We start from the raw sequence: 20,365 nt of genomic DNA on the forward strand, positions 1-20,365 counted from the left end.
CGGAACTTAATCTGAAATGCTTTCAGATGAGGGGATTTTGTGCGCTCTTTTTTTCGATTCCTTTTGGCTACAAAAGCGATGAAATCAAGCATGACTAAAACCAGTGGAACTTACCCTGACACGGAATTCCACTGGTTTTTATGATTTTTCTCAGACTAACTTCCACTTCTACTAGCAGTGGAACTTAGTTTGGGAATTTAGCCCTGATTGCTAGATAAATAGCCTTCAAACTTTGATTCTCCTATCTTTGTTTATCTCATTCCCATATGGGCTAGTTTTGTTTTGTATTTATTTTGATCAACTAAAAGTCCCATACCTCCATAAACATCATAGGCATCAACCCAATCTCCAAGTTCTGGAACAGTAACCTTTTCTATTCCATTTTGAACACCTTGTAAGACTGGTAATCCATTTGTCAAAAGAAATGTATATGGAGTATTGGTTGACGTCATAGCAAAAACCTTACCAAGTGCTTCTGATCCTGTAAATAGCTTAGTTGGATCTTTGATCTGCTCCAGAACAGCTGACATCACCTGCTGTTGTCTTTTAGTACGACCATAATCTCCCTCATCATCATCACGGAAGCGAGCATAATTAAGTAAAGTTGAACCATTCATTTGTTGTTTCCCAACTTTAATAGTCTGAGTAGGGGACTCCGTTTCAGTTGCATGTAAATCATCTCCAACAGTAGCTGCAGTAAGAGCTTGTCCATTTAAGGTTGAAAATTGAGCATCGATAGTTACCCCATCAGGAAAAAGGGTATCAATGGCAGTTGCGAAAGCTTGGAAATCTACTAGAGCGTAGTATTTGATATCCAGATCAAAGTTATCTTTTAGAACTTTGCGGACCATCTCAGCCCCTTTTTGTCCTTCTTGTTCACCTAGTTCATAGGCTACGTTTAACTTATTATCAGTCTGTCTTTTCCCAGCTGTAACTTTACTATAGCCATCTATATATACCAAATTATCACGCATGAAGCTGACCATCTTGATTTTCTTATCCGCACCTCCAACGTTTAAAACCATAATAGAGTCCGTACGTGTTTCAGCACTATTTTGACCAATACGTCCATCCGTTCCCATGATCAAAATATTCACCCCATCTTTGGTATCTTGACCGTTAAACACTTCTACTTGAGCTGCTTTAGCATTAGTAGTTTTCTCAGGATTAGTGGCATTTTGGTATCCTCTTAGAAACATGAAAATCATGCCCAATGCTACACATGATAGAATAGCAAGGAAGCCAACAAAGAGACGACCCAAGCGTAGTTTTCTTTTCGGTTTTTTAACTTTTGGGACTGGATCTTTTTTAGAATGTTTCTTAGACCGGCTACGATTACTATATATAGGAAGAGAAGCATTAGGATATGGAGGCACCAAAGGCTCTAAAACTTCCTTTTTTTCTCCGATAGTATCACTACTAGCTCTATTGATCTTGGTTTGAAGATAGTCAAATTCCTTTTTTTCTCTTTCGTTTAAATAATAGATATTTTTAAAGAGATAATCATATCGCAACTGTTCATGGTGATTTAAAGGATTTTCTTTACTCATCTTCTAATCTCTCCTTTCTCAACTATAGTATAAATAGGATAAGTGCCTAGAATCTTGTAGCAAATACCTACTGCCTCCAATTCTTTCTTAGCAAAATGCACCAACTCTTTCTCAGTAAAATCCACATCTAAGATAAAGAAGTACTCACCCAAGGCTGTCTTCAGAGGTCTACTTTCAATCTTTGTCATATTAATACCTCTCCAGGCAAAAGTTGAAAGTGCCTTGTAGAGTGCTCCTGGCAAATTATCTGGTAAGGTCAGAGCAAAAGTCATTTTTTCAGATGATTCATTCAAAGGGATTGGTGGTAGATTTATCCCCAGAACCCAAAAACGGGTATAATTGGCTTCCATCTCCTGAATATCTTCGGCAATCACATTAAGACCATATTCCAGTGCAGAACTTTTAGGTGCAATCGCCGCATAAGGTTGATCCGGATGTTCTGAAATAAAACGGGCGGCATAGGCAGTACTAGCAGTTACTTCCATTTTGACATTTGGATAATGATTATCTATATATTTTTTACCCTGAGCCAATGCCTGGGGATGGGAAAAAATCTTCTCAATCCTAGATTGACCTGGTACAACCATCAATTGTTGATGAATAGGTTGAACAATTTCAGCTACTGCTTGAATTCGAGCCTGATGAAACAGATAATCCAAGGTTTCATGGACGCTGCCTTCGATGGAATTTTCGACTGGCACCACTGAATAATCTACCAAACCATTCTCATAGGCCTTAATGACGTCCGTAATATTTGCAAAAGCAAACAAATCCTCGTCTGGAAAAGCTGTTTTAACAACATGGTGAGAAAAAGATCCTTTGGGACCTAAATAAGCAATTTTCATCTTAATTCCTCTGCAATTTCCTCTGGGCTCAGTCTGGTCACATCGATAACCTTACTTGCAACTTCCTCGTACCAAGATTCTCTTTCTTGAAAAATCTTTTGCAGTTCCTCCTTAGTTTTACTTAGAAAAAGAGGACGCTGATTATTTTTGTCGGCTGAGATTCGTTGATAGAGAATTTCAAAGTCTGCTTTCAGGTAGATTGTATCAGGATTTTGCTTGAGCAAATCCCGATTTAGAGGAGAAATAACTACTCCCCCACCTGTGGAAAGGACTCGATCAGTCTTCACTAACTTAGCAAGAAGTTCTGATTCTACTTGACGAAAGGCACCTTCTCCCTTTTCAGCAAAAAATTCCGCAATGGACGTACCTAAGCGTTTCTCGATTAAGGCATCCATATCTAGATAATCTGGATCTAAAGCTTTGGCTATGGTGGACTTGCCTGCTCCCATAAATCCCAATAATATCTTAGCCATGCATTAAACTCTCCAAATCGTTGAAGAAGCTTGGATAACTGGTATTGATGGATTCTGCTCGATTAAGGTCAACTTCACCTTCTTTTACTAGAAGGGCTGCAATTGCCGCCATCATGCCGATACGGTGGTCACCAAAGGTATTGACTTTGGCACCATGAAGACTAGATTTTCCTTTAATAAGCATCCCGTCTGCTGTTGGGGTAATGTCAGATCCCATGCTGTTGAGTACATCTGCTACCACCTGAATCCGATCAGTTTCTTTTACTTTAAGTTCTTCAGCATCCTTGATTACCGTTACTCCCTCTGCTTGAGTTGCAAGAAGAGCAATAATTGGTAATTCATCAATCAAGCGTGGAATCAAGGCACCACCGATTTCTGTCCCTTTCAAATCAGACGTTTCAACAATTAAAGTAGCCGATTTTGCGATTGGATCAATATCTGTCAGCTCAAGTTTTCCACCCATGGCACGTATCACATCTAGAATCCCTGTACGCGTTTCATTAATCCCAACATTCTTAAGTTCTACACGAGAATTTGGAACAATCAAACCTGCAACCAACCAAAAAGCAGCACTGGAAATATCTCCTGGCACCACAACCTTTTGCCCCGTCAGTTTTTGTGGACCTTGAACGGTAATCTTCTTACCTTCAAGATTTAAATGACCACCAAACTGATGAAGCATATCTTCTGTATGGTTACGGGTACGTTCTTTCTCAACTATGATAGACTGACCATGGGCCTGAAGTGCTGCAAAAATCAAGGCTGACTTAACCTGAGCAGAGGCAATTGGTAATTCATATTCAATAGGAGTTAAGTTTTTACTGCCTTTCAAATGAAGTGGAGGTAGATCTCTTTCAGTCTGACCTGAAATCTTAGCTCCCATTTTGGTTAAGGGAAGCGTCACACGATCCATAGGACGTTTTGAAAGACTATCATCTCCAAACATCTCAACTTCGAAATCAGCACCCGCCAGAACACCAGAAATTAGACGAATAGATGTTCCAGAGTTCCCCATATCTAGTGGTTTTTTCGGAGCTTTTAACCCAGTCATCCCCACACCTTGAATGGTAATGACACCGTCCTTGTCTTCAATCTCAACACCAAGATCACGAAAAACCTGCATGGTTGAAAGGACATCCTCTCCACGTAAAATATCATAAACCTTAGTCTCACCTTCTGCTAAACTTCCAAAGATTATCGAGCGATGGCTAATCGATTTATCACCTGGGACTCGGATACTCCCTCGTAAGTGGCTAATGTTCGTTTTTAATCTCATACTGGTCCTCATACTATCAATACTTTTACTTATTTTATCATAAAAAAGCCAGAAATTCCTTAAAAATTCCTGACTTTATGCTAGTTATTTTATTATTTTAGCAATTCTGAAACGGGTTCAAAGACAATTTTTTCAATATCGGATAGATAAATAGAAAGTTGTTGTTGCTTGGTGAAGAATTCTGATAAGAGGTTATTACCTTGAATTTGCTTACCGAAGCTTTCCATTTTCTCTTGAAAGCTAGCATCAGGAATTTGCCCTGTTTGGACCAATTTTTGAATTTCTTCTTGAAAGGCAACATAGTCTGTAAAGATTTTGCTGGCCTCGGCATCTGCTGAAATCGCATCTTTAGCTGTTTTAACAGCCTTGTATTCTGGTAATTCGCGTAGACCGCGACTGAGTTCATTTGCACTATCGTAAATATTTGACATGATTTTCTCCTTATTTGACGACTACTGTGTAGTCTGTATTTTGTGTAATGACTTGCTGTGCTCTTTCTAGATCTTGAGCATTTCTAAATGAAATTTGTAGGATACCGTGAACGTCTTCACGGTTTTCCTCGTTGATATGAATATTAACCAAGGATGTTCCTCTAAGCAATTCCAAGATTCTTAGGATGACATCTTCTTCATCGGGAACGTCTACAAAGAGGTCATAAGAACTATCCACACCGCCACGCTTATGGATTTCCATGGCTTGACGTTGCTCACGTGCTTGGTTGAAAAAGTTCCAGATGTGATCTTCATCCCCTTGACTAATGGCCTGACCAATCACATCCAAACGTTCCTTAAAATTTTCAATCCGCTCAAGAATAATCTCTCGATTGGACAAGAGGATGGAAGTCCACATACCTGGCTCGCTCTCTGCTATTCGAGTCATGTCGCGAAAACCACCTGCAGCAAAGTACCTTGCCATCTCATGTTTCTCAGCATAGATTGCAGTCTGCTCCATGAGACTTGAGGCCAAGATATGAGGAAAATGGCTAATCTGAGAGGTTACACGATCGTGTTCCTTGGCATCAATCTCGATAAAGCGGGCATGAAGACCCGAAAGCAAGTCCTTCATTTCTTCAAGGGTATCTGGAGTCGTCAGACTAGACGGTGTAAAGATATAATAGGCATTTTCAAAAAGATTGACATCTGCAGATACAGCACCAGTCTTATGACTACCTGCCATGGGGTGAGCGCCGATAAATCGAAAAGATTTGCCAGCCAGATACTGCTCCGCCGCATCCACAATGGCTGACTTGGTAGAACCAGCATCTGAGATAATGACTCCCTCTTTTAAATCCATGTTTGCTAAATCTTTAATAAAAGTCACTGTCTGCTTAATTGGCAAGCAGAGTATGATAACATCTGCTAAAGGTGCAAAACTGGCAAAATCATCCGTCACACAGTCAACCATTCCTCGCTCCAAGGCAATCTTTCTCGAAGTCTGACTTCGATTATAACCCAAAATCTCATAATCAGGATGATCGCGCTTGATACCCAGCGCCATAGAGGTACCAATCAAACCGAGACCTGCGATATAGATTGTTTTTGCCATAGGGACTCCTTAATAGTTCTTTGTATACTCTCGGTGTTTAGCAACAGTTTCCTTTAATTCTTCAAGATTATCCGATGAGAACTTCTCTAGAATTTCCTGAGCCAAGACTGTAGCCACTACAGCTTCCATGACGACACCTGCAGCCGGAAGAGCGGTCGGGTCACTTCTCTCCACGGTCGCCTTGTAGGGCTCATGGGTTTCGATATCCACACTCATGAGTGGTTTGTATAAAGTCGGAATAGGTTTCATGACACCACGAACAACGATGGGTTGCCCATTAGTCATACCACCTTCGAAGCCACCCAGATTGTTGGTACGGCGGGTATAGCCGTCTTCTTTAGACCAGAGAATTTCATCCATAACTTGGCTTCCTTTACGGTAACCAGCTTCAAAGCCAAGACCAAATTCTACTCCTTTAAAGGCATTGATAGAAACAACTGCTTGAGCAAGTTTGGCGTCTAGTTTCCTATCCCACTGAACATAGGAACCAAGGCCGACTGGAACACCTCCAACAACCGTCTCTACTACTCCACCAATGGTATCCCCGTCACGTTTGATTTGATCGATATAATCTTTGATTTCTTGCTCCCGTTCTTTGTTGACAATGGAAACCTCTGACTGAGCAGCCAGTTCTTTTATTTGAGCCACTGTTAGATTTTCAGGAACAGCAATTTCCTTGCCACCAAAGACCACGACATGATTGGCAATCTCCATATCAAGTTCAGCCAAGAGCCGTTTCGCCACTGCTCCGACCGCCACTCGCATGGTGGTTTCACGAGCTGATGAACGCTCCAAAGAATTTCGCAAGTCATCAAAACGGTACTTGATACCACCAACCAAATCCGCATGACCTGGACGAGGATGAGTGATTTTACGTTTACTTTTGAGTCGATCTTCAATGTCTTCAGCAGCCATGATGTCTAACCATTTTTGATGGTCTTTATTGATGACATCCATAGTGATTGGAGCCCCTGTCGTTTTCCCGTGACGAACACCAGAGGTAAAGACAACCTGATCACTCTCGATTTTCATACGACCACCTCGACCATAGCCACCTTGACGTCGTTTGAGGTCTTCATTGATATCCTCAGCTGTTAAAGGAAGTCCAGCCGGAATACCTTCTATAATAGCGGTCAGACGTGGTCCATGCGATTCTCCTGCTGTTAAATATCTCATAGAATCTCCTTATTTCACCAAATAGTCTTTCATCTCTTCAAAAGAAACTGGATGAATGGTCGCCGAGCCGATCTCCGGTACCAAAACCAATTTCAAGGTATTGCCTCGTGCCTTCTTATCATGAGTCAGAGTTTGATAGAGCTTATCTATGTCCCAATTTTCATAAGCGATAGGCAAATCAAACTTCTGGCACATTTCTGAGATAGACTGAGTAATGCCTTCAGGCATGAGACCTTTTTCCTCAGCCACCTTGGAAATCTGAACCATACCCATAGCCACAGCCTCTCCATGCATCACACGACCATAGCCAGCAGTCGCTTCAATGGCATGGCCAATAGTATGACCAAAGTTTAGATAAAGTCGAACACCGTTGTCCAACTCATCTTCAACCACCATCTTGCGCTTAACTTGGCATGAATGTTCAATTAATCGTTCCGAATTTTCCAGAATGCTTTCCACAGAACCATCCATCTCAGTCAAGAGATTCCAGAGTTCTACATCCTCAATCAAGCCATACTTGATAACTTCGCCCATGCCTTCAATCAACTCTCTTTTACCCAAAGTTTCAAGGACAAGCGGATCAATTAGTATTCCATCTGGTTGAGCAAAGGTTCCCACCATATTTTTAGCGAAAGGTGTGTTGACACCGGTCTTTCCACCGATAGAGGAATCCACTTGGGCAGTCAAACTGGTCGGAATCTGAACAAAATGAATGCCCCTCATATAGGTAGAAGCTACAAAACCAGCTAAGTCACCGACAACACCACCACCTAAGGCAACAATCCCATCACTACGTGTCAGACCTTTCTTGACAAGAAATTCATAAACTTTCTGAACGGTAGTCAGATTTTTTCGTTCTTCACCTTCTAAAAAATCAAAAACTGCAACTTGAAAACCAGCATCTTCTAAACTGAGTTTGACCTTCTCAGCATAAAGAGAGGCTACATGGTTGTCTGTCACGATAACCACTTTTTGAGGTTGCCAGAGTTTCCGCAACCACTTGCCTGCCTGTGAAAGACAACCTTTTTCAATCTCAATATCGTAAGGATGATGCGGAATATCGACTCTTATTTTCATAAAGGCTCCTTTTCTTTATTGGTATTTTTCTTGTAAAGACTGCCAAATAACTTCTGTCGGCATTTCTTTTCCTGTCCATAGTTGAAAAGCTTCTGCAGCTTGATGGAGCAACATTCCTAGACCATTAACCCCTGGATTCCCCTGACTTCTAGCCCACTTCAAAAAAGGCGTTTCAAAAGGCTTGTAAATGATATCTGCTACTAAGATAGTTTCTGGTAAGACTATGCTTTCAGGAACAGGAGAGGATTGGCCATCCATGCCCACACTGGTGGCATTAACCAGCAAATCCGACTCGGCAATCCTTGCTTGCAGTTCAGAAACATCTTCTAAAGCATACAAGTCCACCTTAAAGCCTGTTTGTTCTTCTAATCTACCTAAGTAAGATTTAGTTTTTTCCATTGAGCTCTCGCGAACAAAGACAGAAATCTGATTAGCACCGTCTAAAATAGCTTGGGCCAAAATAGACTTGGCTGCCCCTCCTGCTCCTAGCAGGGTCATCTTTTTACCTGTAATTGTAAAAGAAGGCAAGCTCTTAAAAAATCCCTTGCCATCTGTATTATATCCAACTAAGATTCCATCATGATTCACAACTGTGTTGACAGCACCGATTAAGTGGGCTTCATCACTCAATTCATCCAAATAGGGAATGACTTGTTCCTTGTAGGGCATAGAGAGATTGATTCCAAACATCTGGTAGCGACGAATATTTCTGATTGTTTGTTCCAAATCACTAGTCTCAATTTCCCAGGCAACATAAACACCATTGGTAGCTGTTGCTTCAAAAGCCGTATTGTGGATGAAAGGGGAAATTGAGTGCTTGATAGGATTGGCCACAACTGCAGCTAAACGAGTATAGCCATCAAGCTTCATCCAAAATCTCCCTGATTTTTATCATATTAGCTAGGGAAATCTGACCAGGGGCACTGGCTTCATCCAAACTAGCAAATGACCAGGCAGAGCCCATCATATCAGCGGCAATTCGAGATACTTTCCCCATCTTGCCCATGGAAATAGTCACAAATTCCTGCTCTGGATTGAGGGTTTTAAAGCCTCGGGTGTAATTCATCAAGTCTAAAACATCTTGCTCCGTATGAGCCATGACAGCAAGTTTTACAACTTTAGGATTTAAAGCAGTCAACTCAGACAAGATTTCCATCATATTTTCTGGAGTTTCCTGGAAATTGTGATAACTCAAAATAAGATTTGGAAAATCCAACATTTCCTCAAATACTTCCTTATAACTAAAATACTCAAAATCAACATAATCTGGTTGATAGAGTTGAGTCACTTCCTTGATAATTTGGACATATTCTTCTGGAGAGAGGTCAATTTCACCACCTTCAAAGCGAGTCCGCAAGGTGAAAACCAGTTCACGACCTGCAAATTTTTCAAATATTGCTGGAGCTACCTGTAAAATAGTATCCTTGGCGAGGAAATCTGCTCGCCATTCAATTATGTCGGCATCTTGGTACCTGGCTACATCTAGTACCTGGGCCTCCTCTAAACTTTTTGGCATTACTGAAACGATTAATTTCATTTAAGAACCTTCATGCTAATCACCTTGAGGTAATTACTACTTTCATCTTTTTTATTATAGGCAAAATCTGCTGGAAGACCATATTGATTCAATATCTGGTAACTTCTTCCTGCATAGCCTCTATCAATTTGTTCTATAAATTTTTGACGGGAAACATTGGCAGCATTCGTGCTAGCAATGATTATACCTCCCGGATTTAAAATCTCTAAACTTTGAGAAATCAATTTATGATAGTCCTTGGCTACAGAGAAGGTTTGTTTTTTATTACGAGCAAAACTAGGTGGATCTAGCACAATCACGTCATAACTCAAACTTTTTCGCTTGGCATACTTGAAATATTCAAAAACATCCATGACAATAAAACGGTGATGGTCTGTACTAAGCCCATTGGCCTCAAAATGTGCTTGAGACAATTCTCTAGAACGTTTGGCCAAATCAACAGAAGTGGTCTCGCTTGCCCCTCCCATAGCTGCTGCTACAGAGAAGGCTGCCGTATAAGAAAACATGTTGAGCAAGGATTTGCCCATAGCCAACCCGTCAACTAGACTACCACGAACCTCGTGCTGATCTAGGAAAATCCCAGTCATCAAACCGTCATTCATAAAGACTTGATAAGCAACGCCATTTTCAAGAACTGTAAAAAACTCCGGAGCTTCTTGCCCATAAAGATGGGCAGACTCATAGTCCAGTCCCTTAAATCGAATCTTCTCATAAGCCCCTAAAACTTCAGGAAAAACCTGTTTAAAGGCTTCTAAAATAAGAGGACGAATCTGGTAAATATAAGAGTTGTAGCAAGAAAAAACTGCATAGTCACCATATAGGTCAATAGTGAGGCCACCAAAGCCATCTCCCTCTTGGTTAAATAAGCGAAAGGCTGTTGTGCATTCATCTTGATAGTAAGCCCGTCTCTTTTCTTTAGCTTGTTTAAAGAGACTTTCAAAGAAGGACTGAGTAAAGTCAACCTTCTCCTTGCTGATAAACCAACCGATTCCCTTATTCTGCTGAGAAAGATAGGCGCTACCAAGATACTTCCCATCTTGATTGTGAACTTGGACTGCTTGATCCAGCAGATCGATATCTGCAAGATCACTTGCTTCCAAAAGAACCAAGCCTTTAGCAAGCTTTTTTTCAACTCTTCTGCTAACTCTTATTCTATTCATAACTACCATTATATCAAATTTTTAGACAATTCACAAAACAGAAACTTTCCTTAGCTTTATGGGATTATGACATAAAAGTCATTATCCTAGGAGTATGAATTTATGAAATACACTCTTCATCTTCACTATCCTAAGAAAATAAAATGAGTCTGGGACAAAAGTCTAACATTAAATATAAAAAGCGAACAAAACGAGTTATCTGACACTCAGAATTCTGTTTTGTTCGCTTTTTTGTCTAATCTATCGATTCTATAATAAAGAATTTCAAAAATCAAAATTTTTTTCTCAGACTCATGTCATCAATAAAGCACTATCTTGTGACAAGAGTTACATCCTATCTAAATGTTCCACTATACGTCTAAAATAATAATGGTAGCTAAAAATGCTAAGGCCAAGCAGAAGTATAAAACTTACAAGTCCTAAACTAATTGCAAGAATAGGAGAGAGAGACTGAACCAAGAATAAGCTCCCAATTACAAGGGCCATTAGGATTGCACTATATATAAACAATAAAACTATTGCAACTATACCATTTGAACGATTCACCAAGTCCGTAATACTACTCCAATTGGTTGACAGATTTTTCACATCCTTAAAATAATGATGGCAAGAAAGGATGACACTAGCAAGGAACCATGCCACAAGAAGGTAAATCATTGAAAGAATGGGCAATCCTAAATAAAGGGAAAGACCAAGTAAAGTCAAGATAGGTAAGAGGGACTGGACTGCAAATATAATCCAAAATTTCACTTTCACATAACGAGTAAAATCAAAAGGCAAACTCTTAAGAAAATCAAAATTTTCCCTCTCCAGAGATAACCCGATTGAAGATAGACTTGTGATATTGTTATTTAAAACTGCTATAAACACTCCCACAAAAAACAAGGGCAACCAGTATTGTGCATTTATTTCTGGAACAAGCTGGGAATCCCTAATCTTAGATATTAAGCCTATCATAAAGAAATAAGGCAGGAAAGTACTTGTAAAAAGCACTGTCACCAAGCTAGTCCCCTGTCCCAAGAGGGAGAGGTTATAGCGTAACACCGTACGGAAAAAACCTTTTTTAGTTATGGAAATGCTTTGTTTGCTACGACGCTCTTTTCTGATTTTTTCTTCACTGTTGGTCATAACAACTTGATAAAATTGAGGAACAACCTTCTTTTTTGTTAGATAAAGTAGCAAAACAGTTGCTGCTATCCAAGCCAGTAATCCAAAGATGGATTCAAGAGAAAAAGGCTCTACTGCTATTTTATAAAAGATATGAAGAGGATAAAAGAGGGTTGGGACTTCTCTAACTGTCTCTATACTAGCTCCTGAATTTGAATAGAAAACCAGTATCATAGGGAATAATAACCCTAGACCAATCATGACATTAGATAAAAGAGACTGGTGCTTTCTGAAAAATGCTGTCTGGGCCAAAAAATGGACTGCCAAGACCATCCCTAGACCAACTGAGACAAATAATAAAGCTAAGGACAGCAACATCAAAGGCAAGCCCAACCAAAGAGAAGGAGCTAATCGAAGATAAAGAACCAGAAAATAAGCTAAGATAGGGACAAGTCCAACTAAAGACGGCAAAAGAACAGATATTCCTTTTGCAAGCATAATTTCTGATTCTTTAAAGGCATAAGGACTATAAGAGGCCAAGTCCTTACTCTCATAAAAAACATTGTAAAAGGCTGTTAAACTATTAGAAAAGACAATAACTAGAAAAATAGCAACCATATTACTAAATAGACTGGGAACTTCCTCAAAAGGATAACGAAAAACTAGATTCGAAAATAAGAGGAGTAGCAACAAACTAGAAACAAGATAAGAACGCAACAATTTCCCTGACACATCAACCTTTTTATCGGGATTCTTAGCTTGTTTTTTGCGTAGATTTGCTAGGTTCGTCTCATTTGATGAATAAAGGATATTGATATCAACTAATTTTTTAATGACCTTGAGACGCATCTGCAACCTCCTCTTTTCTACCGGCAAGACTAAGGTAGATACTTTCCAAAGACTGGTCTGGATGGTCTTTTCTCAAGTCCTCTACACTACCACAATAAATCAGATGCCCCTTTTTCAAAATGGCAATCCGATCACAGACTTGCTCGGCTACCTCTAGGACATGGGTTGAAAAAAGTACAGTCTTACCTTTTTGTGCATGTTCCTTCATCATTTGCTTCAAATCAAAGGCAGCCTGGGGATCCAAACCAGTCAAGGGTTCGTCCAAGACCCAAATATCAGGATCAGACAAGAGCGCCCCTATCACAAAGACTTTCTGACGCATTCCGTGAGAAAAGGTTTCAATAACCTGATAGCGATTTTCAGCAAAATCAAAAATAGTCAACAGCCTAGCTAAACTAGCCTCCAAGTCAGAGCTACTCATATCATAGGAGGAAGCAACCAATTCCCAAAATTCATTAGCTGTTAATCGTAAAAATAAGTCAGGTGAATCTGCAACGTAGCCAATCTTTCGTTTAATAGCCAAGCGATTTTCCGATAAATCCAATCCATCTACCAAAATCCGACCATCAGTGGGTGAAATAATACTGACTAGAGATTTTATGGTGGTCGATTTTCCAGCACCATTATGGCCAATCAAGCCCATAATCTCTCCATTTTTAATCTGCAAATTGAGATTGCTCAAGGCCTCTTTATCACCATACAACTTACTAACATTTTGAAATTCAATCATGGTCTGACTCCTATCTTTATCTATATTACATACTGTTATACTAGCACTTTGATACAAAAAAATCAACACTTTTGATAAAATAGTCGAAAAGATTGTTTCAGACGTTGCGCAAACGTTTGCGGTGTTAGGTAGTTTATGATAAAATAAATCATCACCAACATGTCAGAGGAAAAACAATGAAAAATCAAACACTCATGCAATACTTTGAATGGTATCTGCCCCACGACGGTCAGCACTGGACGCGTCTGGCTGAAGATGCTCAACACCTAGCTGATCTGGGAATCAGCCACGTCTGGATGCCACCAGCTTTTAAGGCAACCAATGAAAAAGATGTCGGCTATGGTGTCTATGACTTATTCGACTTAGGAGAGTTCAACCAAAAAGGGACTGTCCGCACCAAGTATGGTTTCAAAGAAGACTATCTTCAAGCCATTCAAGCCCTTAAAACGCAGGGAATTCAACCTATGGCCGATGTAGTTCTCAACCACAAGGCTGCTGCCGATCACAGGGAAGCCTTTCAGGTTATCGAAGTGGATCCTGTAGACCGTACAGTTGAACTTGGAGACCCCTTTACCATCAATGGCTGGACTAGCTTTACCTTCGATGGTCGCCAAGATACCTACAATGACTTTCACTGGCACTGGTACCACTTCACAGGTACAGATTACGATGCCAAACGTCGTAAGTCTGGGATTTATCTGATCCAAGGGGATAATAAGGGCTGGGCAAATGAGGAATTAGTCGATAATGAAAATGGAAACTACGACTACCTCATGTATGCTGACCTAGACTTTAAACATCCTGAAGTCATCCAAAATATCTATGACTGGGCTGACTGGTTCATGGAAACGACTGGTGTAGCTGGTTTTCGCTTGGATGCCGTCAAACACATCGACTCTTTCTTCATGCGCAATTTCATCCGAGATATGAAGGAAAAATACGGTGAGGATTTCTATGTTTTTGGTGAATTCTGGAATCCTGACAAGGAAGCCAATCTAGACTATCTTGAAAAAACGGAAGAACGATTCGACCTTGTTGATGTTCGTCTCCACCAGAATCTCTTTGAAGCCAGTCAAGCTGGCGCAAACTATGACCTTCGTGGCATTTTCACAGATAGCTTGGTTGAACTCAAACCCGACAAGGCTGTAACCTTTGTTGACAACCACGATACCCAACGAGGACAAGCTCTTGAGTCTACTATTGAAGAGTGGTTCAAACCAGCAGCCTATGCCCTTATTCTCTTACGCCAAGACGGTCTTCCATGTGTCTTTTACGGAGACTACTATGGAATTTCAGGGCAGTATGCCCAAGAAGATTTCAAAGAAGTCCTTGACCATCTCCTAGCCATCCGAAAAGATTTGGCCTATGGAGAACAAACAGACTACTTTGACCATGCTAACTGTATCGGTTGGGTACGTTCAGGTTCTGAACATCAATCCCCAATCGCAGTTCTTATCTCAAATGACCAAGAAAACAGCAAGTCAATGTTTGTCGGCCAAGAATGGGCTAACCAAACTTTTGTAGATTTACTTGGAAATCACCAAGGTCAAGTTACAGTCGATGAGGAAGGTTATGGACAATTCCCAGTCTCAGCTAGATCCGTAAGTGTCTGGGCAGTCAATACAATCTAATAGCTCACAATAACCAAGCCAGGTCCAATCGGATTTGGCTTTTTTGCATTCACAAAAAGACCTACCCAAATGGATAGATCTTTGTTTTCTTACAATTTACCTGCTACTGCATCCAACAATTCTTGGATCTTAGCTTGGTTGCTTCCTCCTGCCATGGCCATGTCTGGTTTACCACCACCACGTCCATTGACGATTGGTGCTAATTCTTTGACAAGGTTTCCTGCATGAAGGTCTTTTGTCTTGCTTGCTACAAGGACATTGACTTTGTCACCGATAGCAGCAACGAGGACAAGAAGATCAGAGTAGTCTTTTTGTTTCCAGTTATCCGCAAAAGTACGAAGGGCACCAGCGTCAGATACAGATACTTGGCTAGCAATGTAACGGTGACCATTGACTTCCTTCACATCCTTGAAGATATCGCCTGCAGCAGCCGCTGCGGCTTTTTCTTTCAACTCAGCATTTTCTTTTTGCAATTGACGAAGTTGTTCTTGAAGTCCTTCTACCTTGTGAGGTACTTCTTTAAGTTGAGGTGCTTTCAAGGTTGCTGCAACGGCTTTAAGAGCATCTTCTTGTTCACGGTAAGCTTCAAAGGCTTCCTTACCAGTCACTGCCAAGATACGGCGAGTTCCTGAACCAATCCCTTCTTCTTTGACAATCTTGAAGAGACCAATTTCAGAAGTGTTGCCAACGTGGGTACCACCACAAAGTTCGATAGAGTAATCACCGATAGTAACAACACGAACTTCCTTGCCGTATTTCTCACCAAAGAGGGCCATAGCTCCCATTTCTTTAGCAGTGTCAATATCCGTTTCAACTGTCTTCACTTCAAGAGTTTCCCAGATTTTCTCGTTGACTTGCTGTTCAATAGCACGCAATTCTTCAGCAGTTACTGCTTGGAAATGAGTAAAGTCAAAGCGAAGGAATTCGACTTCGTTAAGAGATCCTGCTTGTGTCGCGTGGTTTCCAAGGATATTGTGAAGGGCAGCGTGAAGCAAGTGAGTTGCAGTGTGGTTTTTCATGACACGGTGACGACGATTGCTATCAATTGCCAAGGTATATTCTTGGTTCAAGGCAAGCGGTGCAAGGACTTCAACTGTATGAAGAGCTTGTCCGTTTGGTGCTTTTTGAACATTTGTGACAGTAGCCACAACTGAACCAGTCTCATCCAAGATTTGTCCGTGGTCAGCTACCTGTCCACCCATTTCAGCATAGAATGGCGTTTCCGCAAAGATAAGAGAGGCAGTTCCTTCCGACACAGCTTCTACTTCTGCATTGTCAGCCACGATAGCGACCAATTTAGAAGACAATTGAGATGCTTCATAGTTAAAGCGGCTTTCCACTGTGATGTTTTGAAGGGTTTCATTTTGCATTCCCATTGAACCACCCTTGACAGCTGAGGCACGCGCGCGTTCTTGCTGTTCTTTCATGGCTGCTTCAAATCCTTCACGATCCACAGTCATACCAGCTTCTTCAGCGATTTCTTCTGTCAATTCAACTGGGAATCCATAAGTGTCGTAAAGTTTAAATACATCTGAACCAGCAATGACAGATTGACCTTTTTCTTTCAAGTCAGCTACAATGCCTTGGGCAAAGTGTTGACCTGAGTGAAGGGTACGAGCAAATGATTCTTCTTCGCTCTTAACGATTTTCTCGATAAAGTCACATTTCTCAAGCACTTCTGGGTAGTAGCTTTCCATGATTTTCCCAACAGTTGGAACGAGTTTGTAAAGGAAAGGCTCATTGATCCCCAATTTTTGACCATGCATTGAAGCACGACGGAGGAGACGACGAAGGACATAACCACGACCTTCATTTCCTGGAAGGGCACCATCACCGATGGCAAATGACAAAGAACGAATATGGTCTGCAATAACCTTAAAGCTCATGTTGTCGCCATCTTGGTCATAAACCTTACCAGACAATTTCTCCACTTCACGAATAATCGGCATGAAGAGGTCTGTTTCAAAGTTTGTCTTAGCCCCTTGGATAACCGCAACCAAACGCTCCAAACCAGCGCCCGTATCAATGTTCTTGTGTGGCAATTCCTTGTACTCGCTACGAGGAACAGCAGGGTCTGCGTTAAATTGTGACAAAACGATGTTCCAGATTTCGATGTAACGGTCGTTTTCAATATCTTCTGCAAGGAGACGAAGACCGATATTTTCTGGGTCAAAAGCTTCTCCACGGTCAAAGAAAATCTCTGTATCAGGCCCAGAAGGTCCCGCACCGATTTCCCAGAAGTTATCTTCGATTGGGATCAAGTGACTTGGATCTACTCCCACTTCAATCCAACGGTTGTATGAATCTTTGTCTTCTGGATAGTAGGTCATGTAAAGTTTTTCAGCTGGAAAATCAAACCATTCAGGGCTTGTCAAAAGCTCATAAGCCCAAGTGATGGCTTCATCACGGAAGTAATCCCCGATAGAGAAGTTCCCCAGCATTTCAAACATGGTATGGTGACGTGCAGTCTTCCCTACGTTTTCAATATCGTTGGTACGAATAGCCTTTTGGGCATTGGTAATACGTGGATTTTCAGGGATGATTGTCCCGTCAAAGTATTTCTTAAGAGTTGCTACCCCAGAGTTGATCCACAAAAGAGTTGGATCATTTACAGGAACCAAGCTTACTGATGGTTCTACAGAGTGACCTTTGGTCGCCCAGAAGTCAAGCCACATTTGGCGTACTTGTGCACTAGATAGTTGTTTCATATTGTCTCCTTATTTACTTGTTTAATGTGATTGGCTTTCCAGCATTTCCACATAGTCAATCGCGACACAGAGGGAAATGACTAGGTCTGCATAAGCGTCCTCAAGGACGGTTACGGTATAAGTAGAGGTCAGATGGAAGAGTTCCTTCTTAATTTCAGCAATCAGCTGATCGCGATCATTCAGCAATTTGAAATTCAAATCCCAGATATTGCCCTCGATATGAAGACCTAGATTATCAAACTCATACTTATCTCGCCAGAAGGTCAACTTCTTGCGAATGACAAAACTCGAGCCATCCCGAAGCTGAATCTCAAAACGAGGAAGCAAGGTCAAGATTTCTTTACTGATCTGACTGACTTGTTCACCATTAACATCATAGATGGTAAAAGTTTTGGGAATCTTAAAAAATGATCCCTCTACCTGATAGGCGATTTCTCCCCTGTCATCCTTGATAGCGAAGCGTTCGCCTCCAAGACGAAACTTTTGTTTGACAAGAAATGTTTTCATCAACACCTCCAAAAACCAAAAGACAAGCTCATATCACGAAGGGCGAAAAACCGCGGTACCACCTTCATTCAATGAACTTGTCATTCTCTTGTTCTTATGCAATTGTATGATTGAGTAGCATGACTTCCTAACTTAGATGGCTCGCAGCACCGCCATTTCTCTGGACTAAGATGATTGAAAATCAATTCTCAACTTAAGTATTATACCGTTTTTTTAAGCCTGCGTCAACTGGAAATCATCTCCCTTGAATCAGACCAATTCCCTGTATCTTTGATTAATCTTTCAGGAGAATAAAATTAGCCAATATAATTGTTGATATTAAACAAATCCAAAATAACATATCACTCTCTCACTTTAATATTATCTAGACTGTCAATTGCATATCTACATTCTTTAAGATAAAGCAAACTAATAACAAAATCTAAATGTAAAATCATTCATTAATCAATTCCTCAATTTCCTTTATTCCTTCAAATTCTCCAGCACTTTCGAAAAGTTCTATAGCTTGTTTGAAATGTATGTTGGATAATTCCGTATCTTCCAAGGCTGAATAGATTTCACCTAACCCTCTATGGCTACAAGCTTGAGAAATGACATCATCAGTCTCTAAAGATTGTTCCAATGACAGATTCATGAATGTAAGAGCCTCATCAAGATTGTTTAATTTAAATCTCACGTAACCCTGTTCGTAGTTATTCACAGCTTTCTTTAGATTATCATTTGGAAAATGCTCTTCAACTATCTTCTTTTCATCTTCAATAAGTTTTAAAGCCTTATGAAAATCCCCCTGATCTCTGTAAATCATAGCTAATTGATGTAAGCCAATGTGTTCATTTTCTTTATCTTCATTTTGTTGCGCCAATAAAATGTATTTCTCAAAGATACGGGTACACGAGGCATAGTCTTTTTCTGCCAATAATAAATACCCCATCAGATTTAAAAGGCTAAAATCTGTACAGGTATCAATGGAAAAATCTTGTTCAACCAACTTTTTAGCTTCTGATGTTTTTCCCTCCAGAAACAAGTCCCAAGCTGTATCAAGTTTAGAGTCCATCTATTTCCCCCTTCAACTACAAACAACCTTCATAAAATAGAATCACCCAACAAGAATATACTAATCTTTACCTATTGAAACTTAATCAAATAAACCATACTTTTATAAATCAAGTCATCTAGCCCACTTTTGCTGATAGCGACCATTTCCTCCCTATAATGAAAATCCTTTATTAGCTAGATAACATTAAAATCTGTCTAGCTATACATCATTAGCAAAAGAATTCCTGTTGCATTTCCAAGAATATGAGAAAGTGTAGAAATCAAACAATTCCCAGACTTTTTATAAATCATTGCATATATGATACTATCAACAAAAATCATGAAAATATCGTAGCTTACAAGCCCAACGCTTCCACTAGAAATATGGGCTATCGCGAACAATAAAGAAGATAGAATGGCACAAAGCCAAAATGGTATAATTCTCATTGACTTACCAAGAAAGAAACCTCTCCATGCAATTTCTTCCCCCAAGGCTGCGATTACTATTTGAACCATAAGGAGCGGTATTTTATCGAAGGATAACATACCATCCGTTCTTCCCAAAATATGACTAGCAAAAGCGCCCTTAAATATCATATCGCCGATAAGCAAAGTTGCTGCAGCGGTTCCTACAGGAAGCAAGACCAAAAGAATTACCCCTGGTTTTTTCAGGTCATCGAAAAATGATTTAAAGCGCAAACCTGATTCTATATGTGATTTTTTATCAAAATGTTCAAGAACAAAGAAAAAGAGAATACCAATCAGTACAGTGAGACCTGACAAAGAAAGTTCAGGTATTATCTTTGTCAAAGACAATACTGCCATTAGAAACAAACCAATGTTCGTAGTATATACAGACTTTTTATCTATTTTAGCAAAATCAGGCATAAATATTTCTCCTCAACGTTAGTAGGACGACATGGTTATTCATTACGGTATAAAATAGAATTATTCCATAAGGAATATTTATTTTGAGATTGAATATTCTATTGAGAATATTATAGCATAAAAGGAGGTAACAGCGTATGTAACTAGTAGTCAATTTAAAAAATTTTAATGAAGGAGGTAGAATGCAACAAATAAAAAAATCTTGAAACAAATGCGCCGTTATTTCACTTATCACTATTTTATCCTCAATTTTCATATTACTAAACACAGC

Annotated in this window: 18 protein-coding genes; 1 reads left to right on the plus strand and 17 read right to left on the minus strand. The window is 40.1% G+C overall.

Going from position 1 to position 20,365, the window contains the following annotated elements; all coding sequences use genetic code 11:
- Positions 1 to 251: 251 nt before the first annotated feature.
- From QZ114_RS01980 to QZ114_RS02040, 13 genes are all read right to left on the minus strand, one after another.
- Positions 252 to 1,550, minus strand: a complete 1,299-nt coding sequence (locus QZ114_RS01980; protein WP_295499186.1) for an LCP family protein — start codon at positions 1,548 to 1,550, stop codon at positions 252 to 254.
- On the minus strand, positions 1,547 to 2,395 hold the full coding sequence (gene pheA / locus QZ114_RS01985; RefSeq protein WP_295499188.1) for a prephenate dehydratase: 849 nt from the start codon (positions 2,393 to 2,395) through the stop codon (positions 1,547 to 1,549). The genes QZ114_RS01980 and pheA overlap by 4 nt, the downstream gene beginning before the upstream one ends.
- A complete protein-coding gene (locus tag QZ114_RS01990; protein ID WP_295499190.1) occupies positions 2,392 to 2,868 on the minus strand; it encodes a shikimate kinase in 477 nt (158 codons plus the stop codon). Before QZ114_RS01990 ends, pheA begins: the two co-directional genes overlap by 4 nt.
- The gene (aroA, locus tag QZ114_RS01995; RefSeq protein ID WP_295499192.1) at positions 2,861 to 4,144 is read right to left on the minus strand and encodes a 3-phosphoshikimate 1-carboxyvinyltransferase; all 1,284 of its coding nucleotides are present in this window, start codon (positions 4,142 to 4,144) and stop codon (positions 2,861 to 2,863) included. The genes QZ114_RS01990 and aroA overlap by 8 nt, the downstream gene beginning before the upstream one ends.
- Positions 4,145 to 4,236: 92 nt before the next feature.
- Positions 4,237 to 4,575 carry a YlbF/YmcA family competence regulator gene (locus QZ114_RS02000; protein ID WP_295499194.1) on the minus strand — a complete coding sequence of 113 codons (339 nt, stop codon included), beginning with the start codon at positions 4,573 to 4,575 and terminating at the stop codon, positions 4,237 to 4,239.
- Positions 4,576 to 4,585: 10 nt separating this feature from the next.
- On the minus strand, positions 4,586 to 5,689 hold the full coding sequence (locus QZ114_RS02005; protein ID WP_295499196.1) for a prephenate dehydrogenase: 1,104 nt from the start codon (positions 5,687 to 5,689) through the stop codon (positions 4,586 to 4,588).
- Positions 5,690 to 5,698: 9 nt separating this feature from the next.
- Positions 5,699 to 6,865, minus strand: coding sequence for a chorismate synthase (gene aroC, locus QZ114_RS02010; protein ID WP_295499197.1), 1,167 nt, complete (start codon positions 6,863 to 6,865; stop codon positions 5,699 to 5,701).
- A 9-nt stretch (positions 6,866 to 6,874) separates the two neighbouring features.
- The gene (gene aroB / locus QZ114_RS02015) at positions 6,875 to 7,942 is read right to left on the minus strand and encodes a 3-dehydroquinate synthase (RefSeq protein WP_295499199.1); all 1,068 of its coding nucleotides are present in this window, start codon (positions 7,940 to 7,942) and stop codon (positions 6,875 to 6,877) included.
- A 15-nt stretch (positions 7,943 to 7,957) separates the two neighbouring features.
- Positions 7,958 to 8,812, minus strand: coding sequence for a shikimate dehydrogenase (locus QZ114_RS02020; RefSeq protein ID WP_295499201.1), 855 nt, complete (start codon positions 8,810 to 8,812; stop codon positions 7,958 to 7,960).
- Positions 8,802 to 9,479 (minus strand): type I 3-dehydroquinate dehydratase, encoded by a 678-nt coding sequence (gene aroD, locus QZ114_RS02025; protein ID WP_295499203.1) that lies wholly within the window; start codon positions 9,477 to 9,479, stop codon positions 8,802 to 8,804. The genes QZ114_RS02020 and aroD overlap by 11 nt, the downstream gene beginning before the upstream one ends.
- Positions 9,476 to 10,639: a class I SAM-dependent rRNA methyltransferase gene (locus QZ114_RS02030; RefSeq protein WP_295499205.1), complete on the minus strand. Its 1,164-nt coding sequence runs from the start codon at positions 10,637 to 10,639 to the stop codon at positions 9,476 to 9,478. Before QZ114_RS02030 ends, aroD begins: the two co-directional genes overlap by 4 nt.
- 327 nt (positions 10,640 to 10,966) lie before the next feature.
- Entirely contained in the window at positions 10,967 to 12,595 is a 1,629-nt protein-coding gene (locus QZ114_RS02035) for a hypothetical protein (protein ID WP_295499207.1), read from the minus strand.
- Entirely contained in the window at positions 12,576 to 13,325 is a 750-nt protein-coding gene (locus tag QZ114_RS02040) for an ABC transporter ATP-binding protein (protein WP_295499210.1), read from the minus strand. Before QZ114_RS02040 ends, QZ114_RS02035 begins: the two co-directional genes overlap by 20 nt.
- Positions 13,326 to 13,501: 176 nt before the next feature.
- Between QZ114_RS02040 and QZ114_RS02045 the strand changes: the two genes are divergently transcribed.
- Entirely contained in the window at positions 13,502 to 14,956 is a 1,455-nt protein-coding gene (locus QZ114_RS02045) for an alpha-amylase (protein ID WP_295499213.1), read from the plus strand.
- Between the two features lie 89 nt (positions 14,957 to 15,045).
- Here QZ114_RS02045 and alaS read toward each other — a convergent pair whose 3' ends face one another.
- The 4 genes from alaS to QZ114_RS02065 form a co-directional block, all read right to left on the minus strand.
- Positions 15,046 to 17,664 carry an alanine--tRNA ligase gene (gene alaS, locus QZ114_RS02050; RefSeq protein WP_295499216.1) on the minus strand — a complete coding sequence of 873 codons (2,619 nt, stop codon included), beginning with the start codon at positions 17,662 to 17,664 and terminating at the stop codon, positions 15,046 to 15,048.
- 21 nt (positions 17,665 to 17,685) lie between these two features.
- Complete coding sequence (locus QZ114_RS02055; protein WP_295499220.1) at positions 17,686 to 18,171, minus strand: LURP-one-related/scramblase family protein; 486 nt, start codon at positions 18,169 to 18,171, stop codon at positions 17,686 to 17,688.
- A 433-nt stretch (positions 18,172 to 18,604) separates the two neighbouring features.
- The gene (locus QZ114_RS02060; protein ID WP_295499223.1) at positions 18,605 to 19,225 is read right to left on the minus strand and encodes a tetratricopeptide repeat protein; all 621 of its coding nucleotides are present in this window, start codon (positions 19,223 to 19,225) and stop codon (positions 18,605 to 18,607) included.
- Between the two features lie 197 nt (positions 19,226 to 19,422).
- A complete protein-coding gene (locus tag QZ114_RS02065) occupies positions 19,423 to 20,094 on the minus strand; it encodes a CPBP family intramembrane glutamic endopeptidase (protein ID WP_295499225.1) in 672 nt (223 codons plus the stop codon).
- Between the last annotated feature and the right edge of the window lie 271 nt (positions 20,095 to 20,365).

Origin of the sequence: uncultured Streptococcus sp., assembly GCF_901875575.1 — a bacterium.
Classification (GTDB): Bacteria; Bacillota; Bacilli; order Lactobacillales; family Streptococcaceae; genus Streptococcus.